Origin of the sequence: Bradyrhizobium sp. ORS 86 (assembly GCF_045571475.1) — a bacterium.
Lineage (GTDB): Bacteria > Pseudomonadota > Alphaproteobacteria > Rhizobiales > Xanthobacteraceae > Bradyrhizobium.
Map to the genome: position 1 here is coordinate 5,863,465 of NZ_CP120699.1, position 20,477 is coordinate 5,883,941.

Annotated in this window: 16 protein-coding genes; 9 read left to right on the forward strand and 7 right to left on the reverse strand. The window is 64.8% G+C overall.

Going from position 1 to position 20,477, the window contains the following annotated elements:
- Position 1: 1 nt before the first annotated feature.
- Positions 2-1,189 carry an amino acid ABC transporter permease gene (locus tag P6U25_RS27035; protein ID WP_407147807.1) on the reverse strand — a complete coding sequence of 396 codons (1,188 nt, stop codon included), beginning with the start codon at positions 1,187-1,189 and terminating at the stop codon, positions 2-4.
- 95 nt (positions 1,190-1,284) lie between these two features.
- On the opposite strand from P6U25_RS27035, the gene P6U25_RS27040 reads away from it, so the two are divergent.
- The 4 genes from P6U25_RS27040 (at position 1,285) to P6U25_RS27055 (ending at position 5,332) form a co-directional block, all read left to right on the forward strand.
- Positions 1,285-2,160 carry a MurR/RpiR family transcriptional regulator gene (locus P6U25_RS27040; protein WP_407147808.1) on the forward strand — a complete coding sequence of 292 codons (876 nt, stop codon included), beginning with the start codon at positions 1,285-1,287 and terminating at the stop codon, positions 2,158-2,160.
- 5 nt (positions 2,161-2,165) lie between these two features.
- Complete coding sequence (locus P6U25_RS27045) at positions 2,166-3,515, forward strand: aspartate aminotransferase family protein (RefSeq protein WP_407147809.1); 1,350 nt, start codon at positions 2,166-2,168, stop codon at positions 3,513-3,515.
- A gap of 11 nt (positions 3,516-3,526) precedes the next feature.
- The gene (locus P6U25_RS27050) at positions 3,527-4,537 is read left to right on the forward strand and encodes an amino acid ABC transporter substrate-binding protein (RefSeq protein WP_407147810.1); all 1,011 of its coding nucleotides are present in this window, start codon (positions 3,527-3,529) and stop codon (positions 4,535-4,537) included.
- Between the two features lie 156 nt (positions 4,538-4,693).
- Entirely contained in the window at positions 4,694-5,332 is a 639-nt protein-coding gene (locus P6U25_RS27055; protein ID WP_407147811.1) for an arylsulfatase, read from the forward strand.
- A gap of 37 nt (positions 5,333-5,369) precedes the next feature.
- Here the strand turns inward: P6U25_RS27055 and P6U25_RS27060 are convergent, their stop codons facing one another.
- The gene (locus P6U25_RS27060; protein WP_407147812.1) at positions 5,370-6,704 is read right to left on the reverse strand and encodes an MFS transporter; all 1,335 of its coding nucleotides are present in this window, start codon (positions 6,702-6,704) and stop codon (positions 5,370-5,372) included.
- A 323-nt stretch (positions 6,705-7,027) separates the two neighbouring features.
- On the opposite strand from P6U25_RS27060, the gene P6U25_RS27065 reads away from it, so the two are divergent.
- Entirely contained in the window at positions 7,028-8,227 is a 1,200-nt protein-coding gene (locus tag P6U25_RS27065; protein WP_407152621.1) for a multidrug effflux MFS transporter, read from the forward strand.
- Between the two features lie 104 nt (positions 8,228-8,331).
- Here P6U25_RS27065 and P6U25_RS27070 read toward each other — a convergent pair whose 3' ends face one another.
- Entirely contained in the window at positions 8,332-8,757 is a 426-nt protein-coding gene (locus tag P6U25_RS27070; protein ID WP_407147813.1) for a DUF983 domain-containing protein, read from the reverse strand.
- A 120-nt stretch (positions 8,758-8,877) separates the two neighbouring features.
- Here P6U25_RS27070 and P6U25_RS27075 point away from each other — a divergent pair, with 120 nt between their 5' ends.
- Positions 8,878-10,215, forward strand: a complete 1,338-nt coding sequence (locus P6U25_RS27075) for a PLP-dependent aminotransferase family protein (RefSeq protein ID WP_407147814.1) — start codon at positions 8,878-8,880, stop codon at positions 10,213-10,215.
- 148 nt (positions 10,216-10,363) lie between these two features.
- Positions 10,364-11,629 carry a serine hydrolase domain-containing protein gene (locus tag P6U25_RS27080; RefSeq protein WP_407147815.1) on the forward strand — a complete coding sequence of 422 codons (1,266 nt, stop codon included), beginning with the start codon at positions 10,364-10,366 and terminating at the stop codon, positions 11,627-11,629.
- A gap of 186 nt (positions 11,630-11,815) precedes the next feature.
- On the opposite strand, the gene P6U25_RS27085 is transcribed toward P6U25_RS27080, so the two are convergent.
- A complete protein-coding gene (locus tag P6U25_RS27085; protein WP_407147816.1) occupies positions 11,816-13,048 on the reverse strand; it encodes a rhodanese-like domain-containing protein in 1,233 nt (410 codons plus the stop codon).
- A gap of 254 nt (positions 13,049-13,302) precedes the next feature.
- Here P6U25_RS27085 and glgC point away from each other — a divergent pair, with 254 nt between their 5' ends.
- Both glgC and glgA read left to right on the forward strand, forming a co-directional pair.
- Complete coding sequence (glgC, locus tag P6U25_RS27090; RefSeq protein ID WP_407147817.1) at positions 13,303-14,565, forward strand: glucose-1-phosphate adenylyltransferase; 1,263 nt, start codon at positions 13,303-13,305, stop codon at positions 14,563-14,565.
- Entirely contained in the window at positions 14,562-16,019 is a 1,458-nt protein-coding gene (gene glgA, locus P6U25_RS27095; protein WP_407147818.1) for a glycogen synthase GlgA, read from the forward strand. The genes glgC and glgA overlap by 4 nt, the downstream gene beginning before the upstream one ends.
- 131 nt (positions 16,020-16,150) lie before the next feature.
- Here the strand turns inward: glgA and P6U25_RS27100 are convergent, their stop codons facing one another.
- From P6U25_RS27100 to P6U25_RS27110, 3 genes are all read right to left on the reverse strand, one after another.
- Complete coding sequence (locus P6U25_RS27100) at positions 16,151-16,468, reverse strand: hypothetical protein (RefSeq protein ID WP_407147819.1); 318 nt, start codon at positions 16,466-16,468, stop codon at positions 16,151-16,153.
- Between the two features lie 121 nt (positions 16,469-16,589).
- Entirely contained in the window at positions 16,590-17,726 is a 1,137-nt protein-coding gene (locus P6U25_RS27105) for a serine hydrolase (RefSeq protein WP_407147820.1), read from the reverse strand.
- Between the two features lie 195 nt (positions 17,727-17,921).
- Positions 17,922-20,144, reverse strand: coding sequence for a fused MFS/spermidine synthase (locus P6U25_RS27110; protein ID WP_407147821.1), 2,223 nt, complete (start codon positions 20,142-20,144; stop codon positions 17,922-17,924).
- Positions 20,145-20,477: the final 333 nt, after the last annotated feature.

A 20,477-nucleotide genomic window follows, 5' to 3' on the forward strand; every position in this document is an offset into this window, starting at 1 on the left:
GTCAGCGCTCCACCAGCGCGATCCGCGCATTGTACCAGTTCATGAACAGGCTGATGCCGAGGCTGACGGTGAGGAACACCATCATGATCAGCGCGATCGATTCGATCGCCTGTCCGGTCTGGTTCAGCGTGGTGTTGGCGATCGAGACAATGTCCTGATAGCCGACGGCAACCGCAAGCGAGGAGTTCTTGGTCAGGTTGAGGTACTGGCTGGTCATCGGCGGAATGATGACGCGCAGCGCCTGCGGCAGCACGATGTGCTGCAACGAGAAACTCGGCTTCAACCCCAGCGCCTTGGCCGCATCCCATTGCCCGCGCGGCACCGCCTGAATGCCGCTGCGCACGATCTCGGCGATGAAGGCGGAGGTATAGGTGACGAGCGCGATCAGCAGCGCGAAATATTCCGGCGCCAGCGTCAGCCCGCCGACGAAATTGAAGCCGCGCAGCTCGGGCAGCGTGACGGTCCAGCTCGCGCCCGCCAGGAACGACACCAGTGCAGGCAACACCACCACGAGGCCAAGCGCGTAAGGCCAGGCCGGCCGCGCCTTACCATCCAGCATCTGCTGGGCGATCAGGCGCCGCCCGATGAAGTGCAGCACGATCAGCCCGGCGACCAGAGCCAGGATCGTCCACCAATTGGCTTCGTGCAGCGGAACCGAGGGCAGCACTAGCCCGCGGTTGGACAGGAATACGCCCTCGACCGGCTTCCAGGCCTGACGCGCCGCCGGCAACCCCTGCATCAGTACGTACCAGAACAACAATTGCAGCAGGAGCGGCAGGTCGCGCAGCACCTCGACATAGACGGCGGCGAGCCGCGACAACAGCCAGTTGGTCGACAGCCGCGCAATGCCGATCAGGGTGCCGAGCACGGTGGCCAGCACGATGCCGATGACAGCGACCCGCAGCGTGTTGACGATGCCGACGATGAAGGCGCGCAGATAGGTGTTTTTCGGCGTATAGTCGATCCAACTGTCGGCGATCGGCATCCCGGCTTCGCGCCCGAGGAAGGCAAAGCCGGTCGAGATGCGGCGGACCGAGAGGTTGTGAACGGCGTTCGACCACAGCCAGGCGACAACGGCGATGGCGATGCCGACCACCAGGATCTGCCAGAACAGGCCGGCGACGCGCGGATCGCTCAGCGAAAGCCGCAAGGGCCGGGCGGGAGGGCGTTTCGGCGTCGTTGTCGTCACAGCACAAGAATCCTTATGAGAAACGATCTTCTGCCATGCGCGGTATGCGCACTTCATATGTTGCACCAAATTGATATTCGTGCAACATATGTTTCATGGCGCAGGCTCAGGCGAAACCGTCGCCCCTCAACGAATTGTGCAGCGCACTGCCGTCGCTGCCGATGCGGCTGCAGGAGGTTGGTCGTTTTGTCGCGGCGAACGACTACGACGCGACCACCCGCTCGATGCGCGAGCTTGCCTCCGTCGCCGGCGCCGATCCAGCCTCCTTCACTCGTCTTGCCAAGGCGCTCGGCTATTCCGGCTGGGACGAGCTGCGCGCCGCGCTGACCGAGGCGCGCCGGCCCGCGCAAGCTACGCCGTTTTCCGGCCGCGCGAAGGGCCGCCGTCCGGGACCTAATGCGGATGTCACGCTGGTCAAGGAGAAGCTCGCCGCTGAAGCCGCGGGACTTGCGCGAATTTCGGCGAGCGCGATCGCGGAAGCCGCGCGTGCGCTGCACGGCGCTGACCGAATCTGGATATCCGGCTATCGTAGCTGCCGCAGCGTCGCGGAACTGCTGACCTACCAGCTCCGCCTGTTCCGCCCCGACGCGGTGCAACTGGTCGGCGGCTCGGGCCCGTTCGACCTGGATCATGGCGCCTTTCGTGCGGACGACGCCGTCGTCGCGATCGGCTTCGCGCCCTACACGACCGTCAGCGTCGAGACCGCGCGTGCGGCTCACAACGCCCGTGCCAAGCTGGTCGCCATTGCCGACGCGATCACCGCGCCGATGGCCGAAGGCGCCGATCATCTGCTGCTGTTCGAGGCCGCCTCCTCTCCCGGCTTCTTTCCGAGCCTCACCGGTGCGATCGCCGTTGCGCAGTCTTTGGCTGCCGTCACCTTCACGCTGGGCGGCGCGAGCGCCAAGCGTAAGCTGGAACAGACCGAGGGCCGGCTTGCCGAGATGTCGCAGTATTTTGTCGAGAAAGGATGAGTGTCATGGCCGCCACCAGGACCCGCGTGATGCATCGAAGCCTGCGCGAGACGCCGCCGAAAGCGATCGGCGGCGACGGTGTCTGGCTGATCGCGGAGGATGGCCGCCGCATTCTCGATTCCTCCGGCGGCGCCGCAGTCTCCTGCCTCGGCCATCAGCATCCGCGCGTGCTCGCCGCCATCGCGAGGCAAGCATCCCAGCTCGCCTATGCCCACACCGGCTTCTTCTCGTCGGAGCCCGCCGAGGAGCTCGCCGAGCGCCTGGTCGGCCATGAGCCCGGCGGCCTCGCCTACGCCTATTTCGTCAGCGGCGGATCGGAAGCGATCGAGGCCTCCATCAAGCTGGCGCGGCAGTATTTCATCGAGCGCGGCGAGCCGAAGCGCGCGCGCTTCATCGCGCGTCGCCAGAGCTATCACGGCAATACGCTGGGCGCGCTGTCCGCCGGCGGCAACGCCTGGCGCCGCGAGCCCTATGCGCCGCTGCTGTCGCCCTCATTCAGCCATGTCACGCCGGCCTTCGCCTATCACGAGAAGCGCGACGATGAATCGGAGGCAGCGTTCGTCGGCCGCCTCGCTGCCGAGCTCGAGGCCGAATTCCAGCGGCTCGGCCCGGACACCGTGGCTGCCTTCATCGCCGAGCCCGTGGTCGGCGCCACCGCCGGCTGCGTGCCCGCGCCGGAAGGCTACTTCAAGGCGGTGCGCGAGATCTGCAGCCGCCACGGCGCGCTCTTGATCCTCGACGAGGTGATGTGCGGCATGGGCCGCACCGGCACGCTGCATGCGTGGGAGCAGGAAGGCATCTCGCCCGACATCCAGGCGATCGCCAAGGGCCTCGGCGGCGGCTACCAGCCGATCGGCGCGATGCTGGCGAGCGGCACCATCGTCGACACCGTGCGCAACGGCTCCGGCGCATTCCAGCACGGCCATACCTATCTGGCGCATCCTTTGGCCTGCGCCGCCGCGCTCGAGGTGCAGCGGACGATCAGCGAGGAAAAGCTGCTCGATCAGGTCAAAGAGCGCGGCAGGCAGCTCGAGCAGCGGCTGATCGAACGCTTCGGCAATCACCGCCATGTCGGCGACATCAGGGGCCGCGGCCTGTTCTGGGGCATCGAGCTGGTCGCCGATCGGGCGAAACGCCAGCCGTTCGATCCCAAGCTGAAATTGCACCAGCGGATCAAGTCCGCCGCCTTCGCAGGCGGGCTGGCCTGCTATCCATCGGGCGGCACGGCCGACGGCCTGCGCGGCGACCATGTGTTGCTGGCCCCGCCCTATATCGCAACTTCCGGCGACATTGACATGATCGTCGAAAGACTCGGCGCTGCGGTAGACAGCGCGCTGAAGGACGTTGGTCACTAGAGGAGGATGGAATGTACAGGGGTATCATCACGGCAATGTTGCTCGCGGCGGGCATCACCAGCGCAGGAGCGGCGACACTCGACACCGTCAAGCAGCGCGGCACGCTGGTGTGCGGCGTCTCGACCGGCTTTGCCGGTTTCTCGGCGCCGGACTCGCAAGGCAATTTCAAGGGGCTCGACGTCGACTATTGCCGCGCGCTGGCGGCCGGCGTGCTCGGCGATCCCACCAAGGTGCGCTATGTCGCGCTCACCGCGCAGAACCGCTTCACCGCGCTGCAATCCGGCGAGATCGACGTGCTTTACCGCAATTCGACCGAGACCTACCTGCGCGGCGTCACGCTCGGCCTGCGCCAGGGGCCGATCAATTTCTACGACGGCCAGGGCTTTGTGGTGAAGAAGGATCTCGGCGTGAAGGAGCTGAAGGATCTCAAGGGAGCGACCGTCTGCGTCGCTCAGGGCACCACGCATGAAGTGACGCTCGGCGACTACGGCCGCGCCAACGGCATCGACTGGAAGCCGCTGGTGTTCGACCGCGTCGACACCATGTACCAGACCTTCTTCGGCGGCCGCTGCGATGCCATGACCCAGGATGCCTCCGCGCTCGCCGGCGCGGTCGCGACCGCGGCGCCGAAGCCGGACGACTATGTCGTGCTGCCGCAGACCATCAGCAAGGAGCCGCTCGGCCCGTTCACCCGCAACGGCGACGAGGTCTGGAGCGACATCATCACCTGGCTGCATTACGGTCTCGTCGAGGCCGAGGAACTCGGCGTCACGCAAGCCAATGTCGAGGAGATGGCGAAGTCGCAGACGCCCGCGATCCAGCGCCTGCTCGGCGCCTCCGGTGATCTCGGCTCGCGGCTCGGCCTCGCCAACAACTGGCTAGTCGGCGCGATCAAGGCCGGCGGCAATTACGGCGAGATCTTCGAGCGCAATGTCGGCAAGGCAAGCCCGCTGAAGCTCGAGCGCGGCCTCAACGCCACCTGGAACAAGGGCGGCCTGATGTACGCGATTCCGTTCAAGTAATGCGTCTTACCTCGCCCCGCTTGCGGGGAGAGGTCGGATTGCGAAGCAAAGCCGTAGGGTGGGCAAGCGAAAGCGTGCCCACCCTGACGCGCACGGAGCAACAATGGTGGGCACGGCGCTCGCGCTCCTTTGTCCATCCTACGCGGCGACAACGTCATGCGCATCACCCTCATCCATGCCCTGAAGCACTCGATCGTTCCGATCGAGGCATCGTTCGCGCGGCTGTGGCCACAGGCACGGCTGATGAACCTGCTCGACGACAGCCTTTCGGCCGATCTCGCGCAGGACGGTAAGCTCACCCCGCGCATGACGGAGCGCTTCCTGACCATGGGCCGCTATGCTGTCAGCACCGGCGCCAATGGCATCCTATTCACCTGCTCGGCGTTCGGCACCTGCATCGAGGCGGTCGCGCGCGCGCATGCGCCGATGCCGGTGCTCAAGCCGAACGAGGCGATGATCGAAGAGGCGGTTGCGAAGGGAAAGAAGATCGGGCTGCTCTCGACCTTCGCGCCGACGCTGGTCTCGATGCCGCCGGAGTTTCCGTCCTCCATCCAGCTCGTGCCGAAACTCGCCGAAGGCGCACTGGCCGCGCTCGACCGTGGCGACCGCGCCGAGCACGACCGCATCGTGGTCGAGGCGTCGAAGGATTTGCGCGACTGCGACCTGATCGCGCTCGCCCAGTACAGTATGGCGCCCGCCGCCGAGCGCGTCGCCGAGGTCACCGGCAGGCCGGTGCTGACCACGCCCGACAGCGCCGTCAAGAAGCTGAAGGCGATGCTCGGGGTTACGACCTAGTCGGCGGCACCGGCCGGGCCGGTGCCGCGCGCATCGCTCACCCGCCCGCGTCATTCACGTTCAAATCGACGCCTTGCGGATCCCGGATCGTCGACACCGTGATCAGCGAGATCAGCGACAGCACCGCGATATAGACGCCGACGCGCCAGGATTGGCCGTAGGTGCCGATGATCCATTGCGCGATCATCGGCGCGAAGGCGCCGCCAAAGATGGCGCCGAGCGCGTAGCCGATCGAGACGCCGGAATAGCGCACCTTGGCCGGAAACAGCTCGGCATAGAGCGCCGCCTGTGGCCCGTAAGACAGGCCGAGCGCGATCGTGAGGCCGACGGCACTGGCGAAGAACAGCAGGAGGTTCTTGCTGTCGATCAGCCACCACATCGGCACCGCCCACAGCACCATCAGCCCGTAGCCGATCTGGAAGGTCCTGATACGGCCGATCCTGTCGCCGAGGATGCCGCCCGCCAGCGTGAAGACGAACCAGCTCACCGCGGCGAGCGTGCCGATCAGCAGCAGTTGATCCGGCGGCATCTTCAGCGTGTTGGCGCCGTAGCTGATGATGAACGCGATCAGGATGTAGCCGGCCGCGTTGTTGGCCATGAAGATCAGCGCCGTGCGCAGGATCTCCTTGCTGTGATTGCGCATCAGATCCTTCAGCGGCGCCGAAGATTCCTTGCGGCGGCGGTGCATCGCCTGGAACACCGGCGATTCCTCGACGGTGCGGCGGATCAGGATGCCGACGACGATGAGTGCAATCGACAGCAGGAACGGAATCCGCCAGCCCCATTCGAGCATCGCCTGCTTGCCGAGCGTCGTGGTGAGCAGCCACAGCACGCCGGTCGCCAGGATCATGCCGAGCGGTGTGCCGATCTGCGGGAACGAGCCAAAGAAGCTGCGCCTGTTGACGGGTGCCGATTCCACCGACATCAACGCCGCGCCGCCCCATTCGCCGCCGGCCGAAAAGCCTTGCAGGATGCGGAGGAGAATAAGGATTGCCGGCGCCCAGGCGCCGATCTGCGCGTAGGTCGGCAGCACACCGACCAGCGCGGTTGCCGCGCCCATCAGGAGCAGCGTGACCACCAGCATGTTCTTGCGCCCGAAGCGGTCGCCGAGATGGCCGCAGACGATGGCGCCGAGCGGGCGGAACAGGAACGACAGGCCGAGCGTGGCAAACGCCACGATCTGCGCCAGCAGCGGATTGTTCTGGTTCATCGGCGCGAAGAACAGTGCTCCGAACACCAGGCCGGCCGCCTGCGCGTAGACGAAGAAATCGTACCACTCGATCGTGGTGCCGACGAGCGTCGCGGTGAGGACCTTGCGTTCCTCGTCCGACAGTTCAGCGCCGCGCGAGCGCGCGGACAGTTCGATGGACATGTGGCCTCCCCACTACCCGTTTCTGTTGGTGTGGGGCTGCTCGATTGGCCGCGATGCGCCTGCCCCGCACGATGCTGGCCGCTGGAATAGCAGAGCTTGCCGTCCGGCACGAGCAAAATAGTTGCAGTAGCAACGATATGGCGACCTCTCCGCCCGCCGTAGCCCGCTCTCATGACCGGGCTACCTCACCCGCTGCCGACGGGCACCCATCCCAAAACGCCGATTGTGCAGCGCAACAAGGCCGCTATGATTGCGGCTCTCCAAGAGGTCGCTAAGTGTCTGACATCAATGCCGATGCCTGGGTTTCCTCAGGCCACCGCCCCATGGGCTTTCCCGAATTCGTCGTCATTATCGCTTCCATCATGGCGCTGAACCCGCTGGCGATGGACATGATGCTGCCGGCGCTGCCCAACATCCGCTCCGCCTTCCACCTCGCCGACGCCAACCGGCCGCAGATGGTGCTGTCGATCTTCCTGGTCGGTTTCGGCGTCGGCCAGTTCGTGATGGGCCCGCTGTCCGATAGGTTCGGCCGCCGCCCGGTGCTGCTCGGCGGTATGAGCGTCTACACCATCGCCGGCCTGCTCGCGATCATGGCGCCCTCGTTCGAGACGCTGCTGCTGGCGCGGGCGCTGCAAGGGCTCGGCACCGCGGCCACCCGCGTGATCGCGACCTCGATCGTGCGCGACTGCTATGCCGGGCGGCGCATGGCGAGCGTGATGTCGCTTGCGATGATGGTGTTCATCGCGGTTCCCGTGATCGCGCCGTCATTCGGCCAGGCGGTGATGCTGCTGACGCAATGGCGCGGCATTTTCGTGCTGCTGATGATCTACGGCGTGATCGCGCTCGCCTGGAGCGCGCTGCGCATGCCGGAGACGCTGCCGCCCGAACTGCGCAAGTCGCTCGCGATCCCCGAGGTGCTGTCGGCGTTCCGCCAGACCGTGACCAACCGCCAGACGCTCGGCTATGCGCTCGCTGCCGGCGGCGTGCAGGGCTCGCTGTTCGCCTTCGTGTTCTGCTCGCAGCAGGTATTCACCGAGATCTTCAAGCTCGGCCATTACTTCCCGGTCGCGTTCGCAGCCTGTGCGGTCGGCGTCGCGATCGCGGGCTTCCTCAACTCCCGCATCGTCGGCCGCATCGGCATGCGCGTGATCTCGCACGCCGCGCTGACCGGCTTTGCCGTCGTCGCCGGGGCGCTGCTCCTCGCCGTGAAGACCGGGATGCTGACGCTGCCGCTGTTCATGGCGCTGTCGGCGCTGATGATGTTCGCATTCGGCCTGATGATGGCGAACTTCACTGCGCTCGCGATGGAGCCGCAAGGCAAGATCGCCGGCACCGCCTCGGCGCTGTACGGCACCATCACCACTTTGCTCGGGATCGGCATCGGTACCACGATCGGTCAGGACTATGACGGTACGCTGCTGCCGTTCGCGACCGGCTTCTTCCTCTGCACACTGGCTGCGCTCGCCGTCGTGCTGGTCACGGAAAAAGGCCGGATGTTCCGGCCGCATCATCACCCGGTTTGATGATCAGTAGCCCGGATCGAGCGAAGCGAAATCCGGGATTTGGCCCGCGGCGACATAGCCCCGGATTGCGCTTCGCTCTATCCGGGCCACGATTTTATATCGCGTCAAGTTTCCCGGGTCCGCGCCACGCTGCTCCGCGCCCGCGCCGGAGCCACGGCTCGCCGTGACGTCTCGAACCCGTGCATGCCGGTCTGCCACTGCAGGCCGACGATCGCGCCCTTCATCGGCTGCAACAGTGCAAGCGAACTGAACAGCGTCACCGGCAGCCAGATCGCGAGTTGCAGCCAGGCCGGCGGCGCGTAGTTCATCTCCAGCCACAATAGCGCCGGCACCACGATGTGGCCGACCACCACGATCACGAGATAGGCCGGAAAATCGTCGGCGCGCTGCGGGGTGAAGTCCTCGCCGCAGACGTCGCAATGATCGGCGACCTTCAGGAACCGGCCGAACAGATGGCCGCGCCCGCAGTTCGGGCACTTCATCGAGAAGCCGCGCAACATCGCCTTTTGCAGGGAGATCGACTCTGTCATCGCCGTGATCCTTGACCTGATCCGTTGATCCATACAATATGCGTGGAGAGGCATACAATCAAAGACAAAGCGCCGAATTGCATGGATTGGATCCCTACAGTTTCGGAATGGCAGGGCCCGATGTTCCTGCGCATCGTCGACGCGCTGGCCGCCGATATCGCCAGCGGCCGGCTGGTGCGTGGCGAACGACTGCCGACCCACCGCGCGCTGGCCTCCGCCCTCGGCATCGATCTCACCACGGTGACGCGCGCCTATGGCGAGGCGCGCCGGCGCGGATTGCTGGACGCTCGCGTCGGCCAGGGCACCTTCGTGTCGGAGACCACCGCGCGCGCCGCCTCCGACCTGCCCGCACCAGTCAACATCGACTTGTCGATGAACCTGCCGCCACAGCCAGTGGAAGCCAATCTCGATCTCCGCATCGCGCGGGGACTCGCCACCATCCGCGCCGAGGCCGGCTTTTCCGCCTATCTCGGCTATGCGCGTCCCGGCGGCACCGCCGATGAGCGCGAGGTCGCAGCCTCCTGGCTGCAACAGCGCGTGCCGCAGGCGTCCGCCGACCGCATCGTGATTTATCCGGGGTCGCAGGCGATCATCTTCAACGCCCTGCTGGCGCTGACCTCGCCCGGCGACGTGGTGCTCACCGAGGCGCTGACCTTCCCCGGCGCGAAGGCCGCTGCGGCGCGGCTCGACATTCGTCTGGTCGGCGTGGCGATGGACACCGAGGGCATCAGCCCCGACGCGCTCGACGCGGCCTGCCGCATGTACAAGCCGAAGGCGATCTATCTGGTGCCGACGCAGCACAATCCGACCACCGCGACGATGAGCGCGCCCAGGCGCAAGGCAATCGCCGACATCATTCGGAAGCGCGGCTGCGTGCTGATCGAGGACGACGTCTACGGTCCGCTGGAGCCGCAGATCGCGCCGATCGCGACGCTGATTCCCGAGCGCAGCTATTTCGCCGCCAGCATCTCGAAGTGCATCGCGCCGGCGCTGCGCGTCGCCTATCTGCTGGCGCCCGATGCCGCCGCGGAGCAGCGCATGCGCGCGAGCCTGCAGGCCACCATGCAGATGCCGCCGTGGCTGATGGTCGCGCTGGTCACGCAGTGGCTGCGGTCCGGCGTCGCTGCCGAGATCATCCGCGCCATCCGCAACGAAGCGGCCGCGCGCCAGCAGCTCGCGGCGCGCTTCCTCAAGGGTGTGACCTATGCAGCGCGGCCGGCCAGCCATCACATCTGGTTGCCGCTGCCGAAGCATTTCCATGGAACCGACCTGCTGTCGCATCTGATGCGCAACGGTCTCGCCGTGGTCGGCGAAGACGCCTTTGCGGTCGGTGATGCCGCGCCACGGGGCTTGCGGATCTCGCTCGGCGCCGCGCGCAACCGCGCCGAGCTGAGCCAGGCGCTGCAGGTGCTGTCGCACGCCGTCCGCACCCCGGTCGGCGCGACGCAAATTGTGTAGATTTTCCGCGATCGTCGTACGTCTCAGGAAAATACTAGGTCGCGCGCAGTGCTCGCGTTAAAGTCCGCACGCCCGGAGGATTGCTTCGGGTATCGGGGCTCACTCGTCAATGTCACGCAGATTTCATCCTGCATACACGATCCTTTCGATGCCGAAGCGTTTCCTCGGAGCGGTGGCGCTCTCGGCTGTGCTTTTTGCGAGCGCCACCGCTCCTGCGCGTGCCTCCGAGATTCCTGCACCATCGTCCGAGGGCCTCGAACGCATCACCGCGTTCTTCAACAATGAAGTCGCAACCGGCCGTCTGCCGGGCGCCGTCGTCCTGATCCAGCAGCACGGCAAGGCGGTCTACCTGAAGTGCTTCGGCGTCCAGGACGTCAGGACCAAGGTGCCGATGACACCGGACACCATCTTCGCGCTGCATTCGATGACCAAGCCGGTGACCAGCGTCGCTGCGATGATGCTGATCGATGACGGCAAGCTGGCGCTGAACGACCCGCTGTCGAAATACATCCCGGCCTTTGCCGACGTGAAGGTCGGCGTCGAGCCACCCGGCAAGAACGACCTTGCGACGCTGGAGCTGGTGCCGCCGAACCGTCCGATCACCATCGCAGATTTGATGCGGCAGACCTCGGGCATCACCTACGAATATATCGGGGCCGACTGGGTGCAGCGGATCTACGCGCAGGCGCATCTGTTCGACGGCAAGTTCGACAACAAGGAGTTTGCCGAACGCATCGCAAAGCTGCCGCTGTCGCGTCAGCCAGGCACGCTCTGGCGCTACGGCCATTCGACCGACGTGCTCGGGCGCGTGATCGAGATCGTCTCCGGCAAGTCGCTCTACGCCTTCGAGAAGGAGCGGATCTTCGACCCACTCGGCATGACTAGCACGAAATTCGTGCTCGATACCGATGCGGAGCGCGCGCGGATGGCGCGGCCGCTACCGACGGACCAGATCCTGCTCGACGCCGAGCGTGGCCGGCTCGCGCATCCCGAATGGGAGTCCGGCGGCGGCGGACTGTTGTCCACCGTGCTCGACTATGGCCGCTTCGCCCAGATGCTGCTCAACGGCGGCGAGTTCGACGGCAAGCGCTATCTCAGTCCCGCCGCCTTCAAGGACATGACGACGGACCATGTCGGCCCCGGCTCCGGCGTCGGCCGCGACTACTGGTACTTTCCCGGCGATGGCTTTGGCTATGGCTACGGCATCGGCATACGCACCGATCCCGGCATCGCCAAGCCGCCACCGCCCGGCTCGATCGGTGAATTGAAGTGGGACAGCGGCAGCGGCACCTATTTCGGCGTCGATCCGAAGCTCGACATGATCTACATCCTGCTCGAGCAGACCCAAAACGAGCGCGGCCGCATCACCCCCGCATTCAAGAAGCTGGTCTACGACGCCTTCGGCGCCGACTGAACGCCACGATCGCGCGTCGATCCGTTGTAGGCGCGCTGCTCCATGCACGTCATTACAAGCCAGACGGGGCGCGCAAATGCGCGCCCGATGACAGGCTCCGCGAAGCAATCGATAGCTCCGCAAAATGGAAGGATGGATTGCTTCGCTTCGCTCGCAATGACGGCGAGGCAAAACCGTCATATCCCCTCAGATCACATAAAACCCGTGCGTGCCGTCGCGGCGAAGCTGGTCGACGAGGCCGTACTCCCACTCCAGATAGGCCTGCATCGCTTGCTCCGCGACGTCGGTGCCTTCATAGGGGCGCCGGTAGCGATGCGCTGGATCCCCCTTCGGCAGCACTTGCGGCGGTCCAACCTCGAGTGAACCGTCATAGCCGCCGTCGAGCACGTAGACCTCCCACCCCATCTGGGCGAGCCAGGAGGCCGTCATATCGGCGCGGATGCTCCTGTCGTCGGTCAGAACGATGCGCGCGCCACGCACCGGGGCTGCCATATCGATCTCCTGGACGAGCTGGCCGCCCGCGTAATGGCGGAATCCGGCGAGATGACCCGCGGCGTATTCGTCGGCCTCGCGCACGTCGAAGCGATAGAGTGTGCGATGCGCTTCCTGCCGAAGCGCCGCGAGCTCGCTCGCGCCGATCCGGCGGACACCGGCACGATAGGCGACGTCCCGCGCATTGTCGCTTGCACCGTCGAACGGTCCGACGCCGCCGCGCCTGTCGGCACCGTGTTCGAGGTTGTGCCGGGCGAGCGTCCAGCCGATCGTGCCATTGCGCAGGGCTCGCACCTTGTTGGGCAGTCCCGCATTGATCAGCGACTGCGTACCGATGATCGAGCGGGTGCGGCCGGCGCAGTTGACGATGATCGTGGTATCGGGATCGGGCGCCGCGTGCCCTGCGCGCAGCACGAGCTCAGCGCCGGGCACGCTCACCGAGCCCGGAATGTTCATCGTGGCATATTCGTCGAACCTTCGGACATCGAGGATCGCGATATTGGCCTTTGCTGCGATCAATGATGCGACCTCGTCGGCACTGAGCGACGGCGTGTGACGCCGCGCCTCGACCAATTCGCCAAACGCCTTGGCGTAGGAATTGACGTCCTGGAACAGCTCGTAGCCGGCCGACCGCCAGCCCTCTAGACCGCCGGCCAGCGCGCGAACATTGTCATAACCCAGCGCCCGGAATTGCGCGCTTGCGGCGCCGACCAAGCCCTCGCCGTTGTCACAGAGAACGATCGGCACGTCCTTGCGCGGCAATCGTAGCTCGGCCTCGAGCGTAATCCGGCCGGCCGCCATGTTGGCGGCAAACAACGGATGGCCGGTAGCGAATTCCGCCTCTTGCCTGATATCAAGCAGTGCGATCTCCCAGCGCAGCAGCAACGCCGAGCGGATATCCTGGGGTGTAACGGTGGGCAGAGTCATGGAATGCAAGCCTGGACGGAAGCAACGGGCGGACCTGCTCTATACCGAAACCACGCTCCGTCAATGGCTCCGCGGCCGCCCCTGCACTGCATTTAAGTCTTCGTCATACACCAACACGGAACGAAACGCCGCCATCCCGCTTTGCTCATTCCGGTGCGCTTGCTACGTTTGCGGCCGGCCCGATTGGCGCCCGATCAGACCTTCCGGACAAGCGAAGGCGACGGGGCCATGCCCTGAAGCCCGGGAGGATGACCATGAGAACCGCTGGAAATGAGCCTCTGTCACGCTACGCCCTCGCCTTCGTGCTGGCCGGCGGACGCGGCAGCAGGCTTCAAGAGCTCACCGACAAGCGCGCCAAGCCGGCGGTCTATTTCGGTGGTAAATCACGCATCATCGATTTCGCGCTGTCGAACGCGGTGAATTCCGGCATCCGCCGCATTGCGGTGGCGACCCAGTACAAGGCGCACAGCCTGATCCGGCATCTGCAGGGCGGCTGGAACTTCTTCCGCCCGGAACGAAACGAGAGTTTCGACATCCTGCCCGCCAGCCAGCGCGTCTCCGAAACGATGTGGTATGTCGGCACGGCGGACGCGGTCTATCAGAACATCGACATCCTGGAGGCGCATGGCACCAAGTACATCCTGGTGCTCGCCGGCGACCACGTCTACAAGATGGATTATGAGATCATGCTGAAGCAGCATGTCGAGAGCGGCGCCGATGTCACGGTGGGCTGCCTCGAGATGCCGCGGGCGGAATCCAGCGCCTTTGGCATCATGCATATCGACGAGACCGGCCTCATCCACTCCTTCCTGGAGAAGCCGGCCGATCCGCCCCCGATGCCCGGCAAGCCCGACAAGTCGCTGGCCAGCATGGGCATCTATGTTTTCAATTCGGAATTCCTGTTCGACGAATTGCGCCGCGATGCCGCCGACCCGAACTCGGCCCACGATTTCGGCAAGGACATCATTCCCTATATCGTCAAGCACGGCCGGGCGATCGCGCATCAGTTCAACGATTCCTGCGTCCGCTCGGGCGATGATCCCCGCGCCTACTGGCGGGATGCCGGCACTGTCGATGCCTATTGGGGGGCCAATATCGATCTCACTGACGTGGTGCCCGAGCTCGATCTCTACGACCGGTCATGGCCGATCTGGACCTATGCCGAGATCACCCCGCCCGCCAAGTTCGTGCACGACGAGGAAGGACGGCGCGGACAAGCCGTGACGTCGCTGGTGTCGGGCGGATGCATCATCTCCGGCGCTGCGCTGCGCCGCTCGCTGCTGTTCACCGGCGTGCACGTCAATTCCTACGCCTATGTCGAGAACGCCGTCATCATGCCCTATGTCAATGTGGGACGCGGCGCGCGTCTACGGAACGTCGTGATCGATCGCGGGGTACGGATTCCGGAAGGCCTGGTGGTCGGCGAGGATCCCAACCTCGATGGCCAGCGCTTCCGCCGGACCTCGCAAGGCATCTCGCTGATCACGCAGCCGATGATCGACAGGCTCGGGACATGACGCCCATCCGCGTCCTCGCGGTCGCCTCGGAGATTTACCCGATCGTCAAGACCGGCGGGCTTGCCGACGTGGTCGGGGCGCTGCCGGCGGCGTTGAAGCAGCACGGCGTCGCAACGCGAACGCTGGTGCCGGGTTATCCCGCCGTGCTCGGGACGCTGTCATCCGCCGAGACGCTACTTCAATGGCCGGAATTCTATGGCGGGCCGATCCGTGTGCTCGCCGGCACGCATGACGGCCTCGATCTCTACGCGCTCGATGCACCGCATCTGTTCGCACGTCCGGGCAATCCCTACGTCGGCCCCGACGGCACCGACTGGCCCGACAACGGCATCCGCTTTGCGGCACTGTCGCGGATGGCGGCCGAGATCGGTCAAGGCGCCATTGTGTCCTTCGTTCCCGACATCGTGCATGCGCATGATTGGCAGGCCGGACTCGTGCCGGCCTATTTGCACTATGGCGGGCAGCCGCGGCCGGCCACCGTGATGACGGTGCACAACCTCGCCTACCAGGGACAGTTCCCGCCCGAGATGCTCGCGACTTTCGGCCTACCGGGTGAATCCTACACCATCCACGGCGTCGAATATTACGGCACAATCAGCCTGCTGAAGGCCGGGCTGCAATTCGCCGACCGCATCACCACGGTGTCGCCGACCTATGCGCAGGAGATCCAGGGCGACGAAGGCGGCATGGGGCTCGGCGGCCTGCTGCGCGAACGATCCAACGTGCTGAGCGGCATCCTCAACGGCATCGATATCTCGGTCTGGAATCCGGCCACCGACCCGAACATCGCCGCCCGCTATGGCGTGGAGCAGTTGGCTGAGCGCACCACGAACAAGCTGGCGCTGCAGCAGCGCTTCGGCCTTCGCCCCGATCCGGGCGCGCTGCTGCTCGGCGTCATCAGCCGGCTGTCGTGGCAGAAGGGCCTCGACCTGCTGCTTGAGACCGCGCCAACGCTGCTCGGCGAAGGCATCCAGCTCGCTTTGCTCGGCAGCGGCGACCGCGATCTGCAAGATCGCTATTCGGCGCTGGCGCGTGCCCATCCCGGACAGATCTCGGTCGTGATCGGCTATGACGAGGCGCTGGCGCATCTGATCCAGGCCGGCGCGGATGCGCTCGCCGTGCCGTCGCGCTTCGAGCCCTGCGGCCTCACCCAATTGTGCGCGCTGCGCTATGGTGCGGTCCCGATCGTCGCCAATGTCGGCGGCCTTGCCGACACCGTCCTCGACGTCGACGAGATCGCGGTGCACGGTGGCGCGGCAACCGGCGTCAAGTTCGGCCCGGTCACTCCGGACGCGCTCGCCCATGCCCTGCGCAAGGCGAACCTGCTGTTCAACGACCAGGTGACCTGGCGCCGGCTGCAGCAGGCCGGCATGACAACCGACGTCTCCTGGCACAATCGCGCCGGCAGCTACGCGGCGCTCTATCGCGATCTGGTCGCGGCACGCCGCGGCTAAAGCATGATGGATCGGGGTTGACCTGAAACAGCGCCCAAGGTCACCTCTCCCTTTGGGAGAGGTCGATTTGCGCAGCAAATCGGGTGAGGGGTTGTGGTCTATCGAGAGCGCGAGGCCCTCACCCGACGCGATCAGTGCAGCAGATCGCAGGCCGCGATGCGATTGATGTCGGCCAGTCGCCGGTCGGCATTTGCGTTGAGATCGAGGCTTCCGACGAGGTCGAGCAGACGGCCATAGGCGCGCTCGGCGACCGCGACGGGCAGCGGCTCTTCGTCGAAGGCCTCGATATAGCCGCCGACGAGACCGCTCAGCAGCCGGCATACGGCCCGTTGCTCGGGGTCGTGGCTGCTCAAGGTCTCGAGCTTTTGCTGGAAGGTTTTGAAGGTCCGCAAGCCGTGGTGCTGTTGCGAAAGCCACGTATGCAAATCGGACGCATTGGGAACGGACATATCAGCCTCTTCAGGTAGGAGAAGAAGCTACTGGCTTATACAGCCGATCCGGGAGCTGAGCCATCGCAATTTTCGCAAGGCTGCTGCTCCCCGGTTGCGCCTCCACCTCGTCGCAGCATGATCAGAGCCGTGCGAGCGCCGGAAGAATCCGGTAGCGGGCGATCTCGTGCGGATATTCGCCGCGATTGGCGAGCAGTGCGATGCCGAGCTTCCGTGCCGGCACGAGGCCGACATAGGCCGAGGCGTTGTTGAGGCCACCGGGCTTGTCGACGATGGTGACGTCGGCAACGCGCACATTCTCCCATGCCATCGCCTGCCCGAATTTCTCATCGATGCGAAAACTCTCGCGTTCGGTCATCTGCAATGCGGCGCGCAGCTCGGGATCGATCACCGCACCGTCGAGGCAAGCACGAAGCAGCACGCCGAGATCGCGGGCCGAAGAGAACATCTGACCAGTTCCCGGAAAATCGTAATAGCCTTGCTGGTCGCCCGGCGGACCGATCGGCTGGCCCTGATCGGAGTAGCCCTGAACCATGCGCTGCATGATCTCGGTGGGCGCCAGCGCACGATTGCCCTCGCCGTGCTCCGGAATGAACGTCGATATCATGCCGAGCGGATTCATGATCCGGCTTTCGATCAGTGCGCGGATCGGCATCCGGTAGCGACTCTCCAGCACGAGTTGCAGGAGGACGTAGCCGGCATGCGTATAGATCCGCTGCCTGCCGGGCTGCTCTCCCGCCTGTGGGGTCCACGCATTGAGCATCGCGATGAACTGATCCCGGCTGAAGGTCGCGTTTGGCCAGGGCGGATGATCGGTCGGCAGCAACAGACCCGACGTATGGGTGACGAGCTCGCCGATGGTGACGCGGCTGATATAGTCGCCGTGCAGCTCGGGCAGATATTTACTGACCGGATCATCCAGCCGCAGTTCGCCTCTGATGGTGCCGAGCGCGATCAACGTGGCTTCGAAGATCTTGCGCAGCGATGCGAGACTGAACAGCGTGTCCGACGTGACCCGCCCCTTGGCCTCGGCGTCGGCGAAGCCGTAGTTGAAGAATGCGAGCTTGCCCCCGGCATAGACGACCACGGCAAGGCCGCCCGGATCCGCGGCAGTAGCAGTCGGCGCGAGCTCGCGGGTCACGATGTCCCGGACCTGCGTGGAGATGTCGGCGTCAGCGTCAGCCACGGCCCGAGGGGTCAGGATCAAAGCCATCGCGAGCGTGAACACTGCGAGCCGGGCTGAAAGCCACAGTCTCATGGAATCGATCGTCCAGATGCAGGGAGGCCCGTGAAGGGCTCGGCGAAACAGTCCAGGTATGGCGGCTGATCGATCTTATCCGACAACCCGCGCAACCGAACTCACGATTGCGCGCGTACCCGGCACGATTCGGCGTCCGATTGTGGCGACGCCGGAACCAATGACAGAATCGGGAAGACGATCGCCGGTGCCGCGCTACTCAAGGCCCAGGTAGTAGCGCCACTCCGTCCCCATGTTGTCGTCGGTGACGACGGCCTTGTCCAGCGTTCGCGATAGGAGGACGGGACACTGCTCGATCATGTCGCCATCGAGGCGATAGTCATGCATCAGCGCGTCGAGATCATCACGGTCGGCCTTGTCGGTCAGGTTGAACTCGGGCTTCCCGTCGATCGTGTAAGTCTCGAGGACCTTCCGCCACCGCGCGTAATTCCAATCCAGCGGCGCATTCGACGCAACCATGTGGTTCGTGAACCGGGCGCCATAGGGAAACACGGAACAAGCGGTTTTCTGCACCCGCCTGGACGAGGTCGTGTTGTAGAACACGATACCCCCGAGATTGAGGTGCCGGCCGACGACTTGGAGAAACTCCGTCGACAGCAGGTTGGTCGCATTGGCGCGGAAATTCCAGGTCGTATTGGAAACGACCGCATCGAACTGCCGGTCGGGATGCCGGTTCAACCAGCGGCGCCCGTCATCTTCGATGATCGTGACCTTCGGATTGCGCAGCACCGACTGCACCTCGGGCTGCTCCGCGATCAACTGGGTATAGCCGGGATTGATTTCGATGATGGTGAGCGATTCAACTGCCGGGTTGTTCGCAATGACCTGCGCCCATGAGCCGGATGACAGCCCGATCATCAATACGTCACGCGGCGCCGGATGGAACAGGCTGAGCGCGAACGGACGAATGATGCCGTTGCGATCGGATTTCAGGTTGGTGTTGAAGCGCCCGTCATACATGCCGTTACCGTAGACGGTGCCGTCGGTATCGACCGTGATCACGCCGCTGCGATTCTCGACCACACGGGCAAACCTGTGGTCGTGGATTGCGTGGGGCTGAAGATTTTCGAACATCTGTCGGGAGAGGAGCGGTGCCATAACCGTTCCGGCGGCCAGAACCGCAACGGCGATCGCGACCGCCCTCCCCCGCGCACCAGCCACGGCGCTGGACTTGTGGATCAGGATCAACGAGCACAACGTTCCGATCGCAAGCAGCAGGATGCTGATCTGCTGCAGGCCGAGATAGTTCGTCAGGACAAAGCCGGTGATGACGGCACCGGCGGCGCATCCGGCAATGTTCGCGCTGTAGAGCAGCGCGGTCCGCATGCCGGCCCGTTCATCCGCGACAAGGCCGAAATGCGACAGGAACGGTAGCAGCGCGCCCCATTGCCGCGCGATCAGGTAAACCCCGGCCATTGCAGTCCCGATGAGGCCGATGCCGGTCCCGGCGAGCCAGGTCACCAGCGGGAGAAAGGCCGCGCCAGCAATATTGGCCAGGATCAGGCCCTTGGCAGCCTCGTGGATCGCCTCCGCGGGAGACAGCTTCGCGCAAACCTGGGCTGCGTTGTACGCGCCGCTGGCAATACCCGCCAGAAAGCAGCACAGCACGAACGCGAATGCCACCGAGCTTGATCCGGAGGCGAAGGAGGCGACGCGGAACAGGAATATCTCGTACGACAACGAGACAAAACCGCCGACGGCAGCAAGCAGCATGACGAACGGCATCGAAAGGATCGGTAGCGCGGTCCGCGTGCGTTCTGCAACGATACCCGCGCTGTCCGGATCCTCACGGCGATGATGGACCGCGAACGCGCCGACCGCGACCGCAACATTGATGCCGGCGGCGACGTACACCGCCACATGCATGCCGAAATAGGGAAAGATCACGAAGGCGCAAAGCAGGCAGGCGGCCGAGGCCCCCAACGTGTTGACGTAATACAGAAGGCCGACCGAATGGGCGATCTGGCCCGACGTCCGCACCAGATATGAGACGAGGATCGGCAGCGTCGCTCCCATCAGGAGCGTGGGAATCAGGACGAGCAACAGGTTGACGGCAGCAATTGCCGGCAGCGACCATTCCAGCACGAGGTCGCCGACCTGTTCGAAGATCCAGAGCGAGGCAAGACCGAATATCGCGGTCAACAATTCAATGCCGCCAAGCAGCAGCAGGGGCCGCACGATGTATCGCCGCGTGATCCATCCGCCCGCCAGGCTGCCGAGGCCGAGGCCGAGCATGAAGGCCGTCACGACGATGGTCACGGACTCCGTGTTGACGCCGAAGATGCGAAACAGGCTCCGCTGCCAGGTGAGCTGGTAGGTGAGCGCTGGAACTCCGGAGAAAAAGAAGAGGACGGGAAGGATGCGGTAGCGCAGTGCCGATGACGCCGAGCCGGCCGTCGACAGTTCAATGGTCGTCACTTTCGTCTCCCGACTGGGGAAGACTTCCAGATAGCAACAATCCGTCAATCAAAGGTTGCAACGAGCCTATGGATTCGAGCAATAGAACGCCCTGCGTCGGAGCTCGTACATTGCGGTTCTCGATGGAAGAACCCAGCGCTCTTGCGATTCAGGGTGGATTAACCAGGCTCTGGCCTGGAGCGGTATCGGAGGGAGGATACCGGACAGATCGTCGGCATCCGACCCTGACGAAGACAGTTACCATCCGCCTAAAGGGCGATGGGCAGCGGTGATATGCAGGTTGTGCCAAGCGTCTCCGATAACGCGCGATCGACGCGATGGCGCTGCCATTGA